General features: G+C 66.7%; 8 protein-coding genes and 1 pseudogene. All 9 read right to left on the reverse strand.

The annotated features are described in order from the left end of the window. Window positions 1–218, reverse strand: a pseudogene (locus tag U9979_RS21180) (F0F1 ATP synthase subunit B); the annotation flags it as partial. Between the two features lie 14 nt (window positions 219–232). Continuing rightward, complete coding sequence (locus tag U9979_RS21185; protein ID WP_322748055.1) at window positions 233–478, reverse strand: F0F1 ATP synthase subunit C; 246 nt, start codon at window positions 476–478, stop codon at window positions 233–235. A 78-nt stretch (window positions 479–556) separates the two neighbouring features. Next, on the reverse strand, window positions 557–1,462 hold the full coding sequence (atpB, locus tag U9979_RS21190; RefSeq protein WP_322748056.1) for a F0F1 ATP synthase subunit A: 906 nt from the start codon (window positions 1,460–1,462) through the stop codon (window positions 557–559). 393 nt (window positions 1,463–1,855) lie between these two features. Next, window positions 1,856–2,188 carry an AtpZ/AtpI family protein gene (locus U9979_RS21195; RefSeq protein WP_322780740.1) on the reverse strand — a complete coding sequence of 111 codons (333 nt, stop codon included), beginning with the start codon at window positions 2,186–2,188 and terminating at the stop codon, window positions 1,856–1,858. Further along, a complete protein-coding gene (locus U9979_RS21200) occupies window positions 2,185–2,625 on the reverse strand; it encodes a hypothetical protein (protein WP_322748058.1) in 441 nt (146 codons plus the stop codon). Before U9979_RS21200 ends, U9979_RS21195 begins: the two co-directional genes overlap by 4 nt. Beyond that, window positions 2,622–3,731, reverse strand: coding sequence for an MraY family glycosyltransferase (locus U9979_RS21205; RefSeq protein WP_322748059.1), 1,110 nt, complete (start codon window positions 3,729–3,731; stop codon window positions 2,622–2,624). The genes U9979_RS21200 and U9979_RS21205 overlap by 4 nt, the downstream gene beginning before the upstream one ends. A gap of 37 nt (window positions 3,732–3,768) precedes the next feature. Further along, window positions 3,769–5,025, reverse strand: a complete 1,257-nt coding sequence (gene glyA, locus U9979_RS21210; RefSeq protein WP_322748060.1) for a serine hydroxymethyltransferase — start codon at window positions 5,023–5,025, stop codon at window positions 3,769–3,771. Window positions 5,026–5,199: 174 nt separating this feature from the next. Then, entirely contained in the window at window positions 5,200–5,856 is a 657-nt protein-coding gene (locus tag U9979_RS21215) for an L-threonylcarbamoyladenylate synthase (RefSeq protein WP_322748061.1), read from the reverse strand. A 130-nt stretch (window positions 5,857–5,986) separates the two neighbouring features. Continuing rightward, window positions 5,987–6,723: HemK/PrmC family methyltransferase (locus U9979_RS21220; RefSeq protein ID WP_322780741.1), on the reverse strand; the 737-nt coding region annotated here is incomplete at its 5' end.

A 6,723-nucleotide genomic window follows, 5' to 3' on the forward strand; every position in this document is an offset into this window, starting at 1 on the left:
TGCTGAGCGTGCGCGGCACGGGCGAGACTGCCCTCGATTCCCTCGGTCCGCGCGGCGTACGTCCGCTTGATCTGCGGGTAGATCTTCCAGAAGAAGAAGGCCACCAGCAGGCCGAACGACAGGGCGCCGATCAGCAGTTCACCGAGCGGTGGGACAAGGACGTTCTCATCCGACTTTGCGCTGTCCCCGGCGGCCAGCAACAGTGTTGCGGTAACCACGGTGTCCCCCCGGCTTAGGGGAAGACGAACGGGACGACGAAGCCGATCAGAGCCAGTGCTTCCGCCAGGGCGAAGCCGATAATCATGTACCGGAAGGCGACCTGCTCCGCTTCGGGCTGGCGGGCGATGGCCTGCACACCGAGGCCGAAGATAAGGCCGATTCCGATACCCGGCCCGATGGCCGCCAAGCCGTAGGCCACCGCGCCGAGGGAGCCGCTCACCTGATTGGCAGCAGCAAGCACCATGGAGGTGTCTGCCATGTCATATTCCTTTTCCAGTCGGGCACCGGGACCTGCCACGGTGCTGATCGAAGTGCTGATCGGGGTGTCCGAACCTTTTTATGCGTGCGCCCCGGCGGGCGCGCCGCTCATCGCGGGCGCCCCGCTCACGGCAGGAGCATGGTCAGTCGCTGGAGAACTTTCATGGCCACCGCCGGATTCGATCGCGCCGGAGATGAAGGCGGCCGTGAGGATCGTGATGATGTATGCCTGCAAGCCGTCGATGACAAGTTCGAAGCCGGTCAGCACGATCGTCATGAGCAGCGAGGCGAATCCGAAGACAAAAGGCGGCTTGGGCAGCAGGTACTCCGCGCCGAGCGAGAAGACCAGGAGCAGGATGTGGCCGGCGAACATGTTCGCGAACAACCGGACCGCGAGCGTGAACGGCCGCACGAGCATGGTCGACATGACCTCGATCGGCCCAAGCAGAACCTTGACGAAGACAGGCGCGGTCGGCGCTGGGTTTATCATATGCCCGAAATACGCCCGTGCGCCATTGGCCTGGATGCCGGCGTAGTTGAACAGCACATAGGTCACAGCGGAGAGAACAATCGGAATGGCTATTCGCGACGTCGGCGGGAACTGGGCGCCGGGAACAATCGCAAGCACATTACAGATGAACACGAAGCTGAAGAGCACGACCAGGTACGGGGTGTACTTCCGCCCCTTCTCCCCGATGACGTCCCGGGCGATCGACATGTCGATGAAGTCGTAGACCGACTCACAGACGTTCTGCAATCCGCGGGGCACGACCGTGGCCCGCCGGAAGCCGAGCCAGAAGACCACACCGACGAAGAGCGCGGCGAAGATCCCCAGCCCCGTCGCCTTGTTCAAGTAGAAATGAACCGGTCCGAGATCGACGTCGAACCAGTGCGGCGGCTGGAAGACCTCCTTGGTCGGGCCCTTGAAGCCCTCATCAGCGAGGACCAGGGGTCCCGCGGGGACCGGCACGACGGACACCTCCATGATCGAAATACACTCTCACCAGCTAAGGAAGAGACGCAGCCGTACCGGCGGCGGTGTGGACTCACCCTATCTGGTTCAGGCGGGACAGCCCCGCCAGGCGCGGGCCGGCTCCCTCTCGGGTACGGTGCCGCACCACGCATGACCATCCATCGACACGGCATGATCATGAGCCCGGCAGGACCGACGGGAGACACGACTCACACCGGATGTCCGCGAGTGGACACCCAGCACTGGCGATACTATCCACACCCCGTGGCGATCGGCATCAACTCCAGGCCGGCCAGAGCTGGTTCACTCCCTTGTTCACCTGAAAGTAGCCGGCTGGTTCATTTTTACGACGCTCTTCTCACGCTGAGAATCCAAGACGAGACCATAGGCAACTGGTGAGCTCGATCAGAAACGCTGCGTAGCCTTGCTGATCACAAGATAGAGCGACGCTGCCATGCCGACGATGACGCCGACCGGCAGGAACACCGTGCCGAGTCCGGTGAGGCGGTCAATCCCGTAGCCGACCAGCCCCCAGAACCCGGTTCCGGCCAGCAGGGTGCCGACCGCCGTCCAGGCTTCATCGGAGACCAGGCCGGGCCGGTACGGGGGACGCGGCGGTCCGTCGGCTGTCGGCTCCCCAAGGCCTCCGGCCGCGCGCGAAGAACCATCCTCGCGCGGCCTTTGGCCGGTCGGCTCCGCAGGGCCGCCGGCTGGCGGCGTCGGTTCGGCTTCGCTCACCCGTTCAGGGTGTCACGCCGGGAGTCTTCCCGCGCCTGGAAGACCGTGGGGTCGTAGAACGGGACCCGGGTATGGGTGGCAACCCACAGCTCGGCACCGAGCCATCCGAAGACCCCCACGAAGACGGCCCAGGCGAAAGCCGCAAGATCGATGCTGGTCGACCCTTCGAGGTGCACGAGAAGAGTCCCAAGAATTATGATCTTCACCAGGTAGGTGCCGAGCGCAGCTGGCAGCACCAACGCTCGTGCGCGCTGGGCGACAACGCTCACAGCCACTTTGCTGGCCGCGAAGAAAAACCCGACCAGGCACAGCCCGAGTACGACGGCGACAACTCCGGCCGCGCCCCGGATGAAACCTGCAACCACAAGGCTGGGAACAGCGAGGGTGGCGAGCACGCCCAGACCAAGTCTGATCGTCCGTCCGGTAGCAACGATCATGCGCGCCGCACCGACCGTTGACCGACCAGCAACAGGACCAGGAGCCCGATCAGGCCGAGGCCGACCACGGCGGCGAGAATAGGCAACGGTTGTCGCGAGAAAGATGCGGCCACCCCGCCGAAACCGAGCAGGGCCGCCCAGAAGTACATGATGAGAACCGCGCGGACATGGGATTTTCCGATCTCCAGCATCCGGTGGTGCAGATGCATCTTGTCCGCGGCGAAGGGCGACCGGCCGGCGCGGGTCCGGCGGATCACGGCTAGTCCGAGGTCGATGAACGGCACCGCCAGCACAGCCAGCGGAATGGCCAACGGAATCAGCGACGGCAGGGATCGGGACGGCCCGGCGTATCCGCCATAGGCGACCTGTCCGGTCACCGAGATCATGGATGCCGCCGACAGCAGGCCGACCAGCATCGAACCGGAGTCCCCCATGAACAGACTGGCCGGGTTGAAGTTGTGCGGCAGGAAGCCGAGGCAGACCCCGGCGGTGACCGCGGCCAGCAAGGCTCCCGGCGCCGCCCGGGAAAAGTGGTTGATCACAGCGACCTCGTAGGCGAAGTAGAACGTGGCCCCAGCGGCAATCGCCGCAACGCCAGCGGCAAGGCCATCCAGCCCGTCGATGAAGTTCATGGCGTTGACAAGAACGACCGTGGCGAAGATCGAAAGCGGCACGGCTGTCTCAGGTCCGAGACTGAAGGTGGTGTCACTGTCCGGGTTGACGGCGAACGACCACTGGACTCCCAGCAGGACCATCACACCGGCGGCGGCGACCTGACCCGCGAGCTTCGTGACCGCGTCCAGTGGCCACCGATCGTCCACCACTCCGAGCAGGCAGATCACTACGCTCGCGACACCCACCGCATGCGGCTCCGCCCAGTCCCGCGAGACCGAGGACAGGAACGGCAGCTCGTCGGCAACCTCCAGACCGGCTGCGACTCCGGCGAGCATGGCCAGTCCGCCGAGCCGTGGAGTCGGCACGGCGTGCACATCACGATCACGGACAGTGGCGACGGCGCCGATCCAGATGGCAAAACCCCGCGCGACCGGCGTGCACAGGAAGGTGACCGCCGCCGACACCGCGAATACGAGTAGATACTCCCGCAATAGCCTGACGCCTTCGCTGACCTACCGCACCACCGCGCTAGCGCCGGTAGGCCGGATGCCGGCCGACCAGGACGGAAACGGCTCTGGCGACATCAGTGCCCGCCGACGGATCACGGACCGCCCGAGCGATCAGCGCCGCGATCTCCTTCATCTCGCCTTCCCGCATGCCCTGAGTGGTCACCGCCGGGGTACCGACGCGGATACCGGAGGAGACCGCAGGCGGTTGCGGGTCGTACGGGATGGCGTTCTTGTTCAGCGTGATCCGCGCCGCGTCACACCGGGCTTCGGCATCCTTACCGGTTACGCCGAGATCGCGCAGGTCGAGCAGGGTGAGGTGGGTGTCGGTGCCGCCGGCGACCGGCCGCACGCCTTCGGCCGCGAGCCCGTCCGCGAGGGCCTGGGCGTTGACGATGACCTGACGGGCGTACTCGGCGTAGGCCGGGGTCGCGGCCTCCCGCAACGCCACCGCTTTGGCGGCGACCGCGTGCATGAGCGGGCCGCCCTGGCTGAACGGGAACACCGCCTTGTCGATCCGCTGGGCAAGTTCTTCCCGGCAGAGGATCATCCCACCTCGGGGCCCACGCAGGACCTTGTGGGTGGTGAAACTGACCACGTCGGCGTACGGCACCGGGCTGGGGATGGCTCCGCCCGCGACCAAGCCGATGAAGTGCGCGGCATCGACCATCAGCCACGCCCCGACCTCGTCCGCGATCGAGCGGAAGGCCGCAAAGTCGATCAACCTGGGATACGCGGTGGCGCCACAGATCATCATTTTGGGCCGATGCTGCCGCGCGAGGTCCCGAACCTCATCATAGTCGATCAATTCGGTGTCCTCGCGCACTCCGTAGGCGACGACATCGAACCACTTCCCGCTGAAGTTCACTCGGCTACCATGAGTGAGATGACCGCCATGCGGTAGTGACATCGCCAACACGGTGTCGCCAGGGGCGAGCAGCGCCGCGTACACCGCGAAGTTGGCCTGAGCCCCGGAATGCGGCTGCAGGTTCGCGTGGTCGGCACCGAACAGCGCCTTCGCCCGGGCGATGCCGATCTCCTCCGCACGATCGACAACCTGGCACCCGCCGTAGTAGCGACGGCCCGGATAGCCCTCGGCGTACTTGTTCGACAACGTCGACCCGAGGGCCGCCAGCACCGCAGGCGAGGTGAAGTTCTCACTCGCGATGAGCTGGAGACCCCCACGGAGTCGGTCCAGTTCGTCCAGGACGACATCCGCGATCTCTTCGTCCTCGGCACGGAGCTGATCGAAGTCCGGGCCCCAGAACGGGGTGCTCATAAGCTGCCTCTCCTCCTGCGTGACTGGCCCGTGGCTGCGCGGCCGACCCATGCCGCATGCAGGCAGCCGGGCCAGGAGCGACCTAGCATGGGTTTGTCCCGATCGCGACGCCCCACCTTCGGCTGCTCCAACTCCCGACAGCTTACGGCGCAGAGCCGGAGCGGGCCGCAAGCGTCATGCGGTGACCGCGGGTTCCTGGACTGACGGCAGAACCTCACGCAACGCCGTCATCGTGACCGCACCCGCCCGCAGCACCCGGGGGACCTCACCGGTGCAGTCGACGATCGTCGACGCGATGCCGGCCGAGCACGGCCCGCCGTCGAGGTACACCTCGGCTGAGTCACGGAGCTGCGCCATGGCGTCCTCCACCGTGGTCGCAGGTGCCTGACCGCTGATGTTCGCGCTGGACACGGCCATCGGCCCGGTACGGCCGAGCAGTTCGATGGCGACCGGATGCAGTGGCATCCGCACCGCGACAGTGCCCCGGGCATCCCCGAGATCCCAGCTCAACGACGGCGCATATGGCACGACCAGCGTCAGCCCACCCGGCCAGAATGCCCGGATCAGGTCCTGCATCGGCTCGGTGACCTGCTCGACGAGCCCGTCGAGGGTGCGCCACGCACCAACCAGTACAGGGACGGGCATGTCCGGTCCGCGGCCTTTGGCGGCCAGCAGCGCGCGCACGGCGACCTGGTCAAACGCGTCCGCGCCAATGCCGTACAGCGTGTCGGTGGGCAACACGACGAGCCTGCCATGGCGCACCGCGCGCGTCGCCGCCTCAAGACCGGCCGTACGCCGTTCGGAGTCCGCGCAGTCGTACCGTTCGCTCACTGACTCTCGTGGCCTCACTGGCTCCCCCATTACGTCCGTGGTGCTGCGTCACTTCGGCAGTACGTCACTTCAGGAGTATGTCGTGACAGCGGCGGCGCCTCGGGGCCCCGCCCCGCTCCCTGCCAGGTCCCTACCGACCGGTCTCGCGGCCCGTGCGAGGCCGGCGCGAGGCTGAGACGAACCGGGCTCGCCCCGCCAGGTCGGGATGGTCCCGAACATCGTCCCAGCAGTCGAGTGCATGCAGCAGCGCAGGGGCCGCCAAGCCGTGTCGGTCGGAGTGTTCGATCACCAACTGCCCACCGTCGCGCAACAGGCCGCCCGCCACCTGTGCGACGGCTCGAACCCCCGCCAGACCATCTGGTCCGGCCCACAGCGCGGCAGGAGGATCATGCTTACCGACTTCGGGTTCGACCAGGTCCCGTTCGTCATCCCACAGGTAGGGCGGGTTACTCACCACCAGATCGACCCGGCCGAACAGACCCGCAAGCTCTCGGGCAACCGTGGCAACCGGCTCGCGACCGTCGCCGAGGCCGCATCCGGCCGGCTCGATCCCGACGTCGGCGTGATGCAGGATCAGCCGGCCGTCGGCGTCGGTGAAGCCCTGGGCCGCGATGTTGCGGGCCGCCCAGACCAGCGCGCCCGGATCACGTTCGACAGCGTGTACGCGCGCGCCGGGTAGTTCCTGCGCGAGGGCGAGAGCGATCGCGCCGGAACCGGTGCAGAGATCCACACAGATCGGCCGTGTCCACCCGGCCGTCCGAACCGCGTCGAGTGCCCAGCCGACCACGGTTTCGGTCTCCGGCCGAGGTATGAACACGCCCGGGCCCACGGCAAGAGTGAGATAACGGAAACCGACGGTACCCACCA

Source organism: Protofrankia sp. Cas4 (assembly GCF_963555915.1).
Classification (GTDB): Bacteria; Actinomycetota; Actinomycetes; order Frankiales; family Frankiaceae; genus Protofrankia.

Bases quoted from the DNA above. Each gene is read 5' to 3' on its own strand.
- U9979_RS21185 (WP_322748055.1), bottom strand. From the start codon at position 478: ATGGCAGACACCTCCATGGTGCTTGCTGCTGCCAATCAGGTGAGCGGC.
- atpB (WP_322748056.1), bottom strand. From the start codon at position 1,462: ATGGAGGTGTCCGTCGTGCCGGTCCCCGCGGGACCCCTGGTCCTCGCT.
- U9979_RS21200 (WP_322748058.1), bottom strand. From the start codon at position 2,625: ATGATCGTTGCTACCGGACGGACGATCAGACTTGGTCTGGGCGTGCTC.
- glyA (WP_322748060.1), bottom strand. From the start codon at position 5,025: ATGAGCACCCCGTTCTGGGGCCCGGACTTCGATCAGCTCCGTGCCGAG.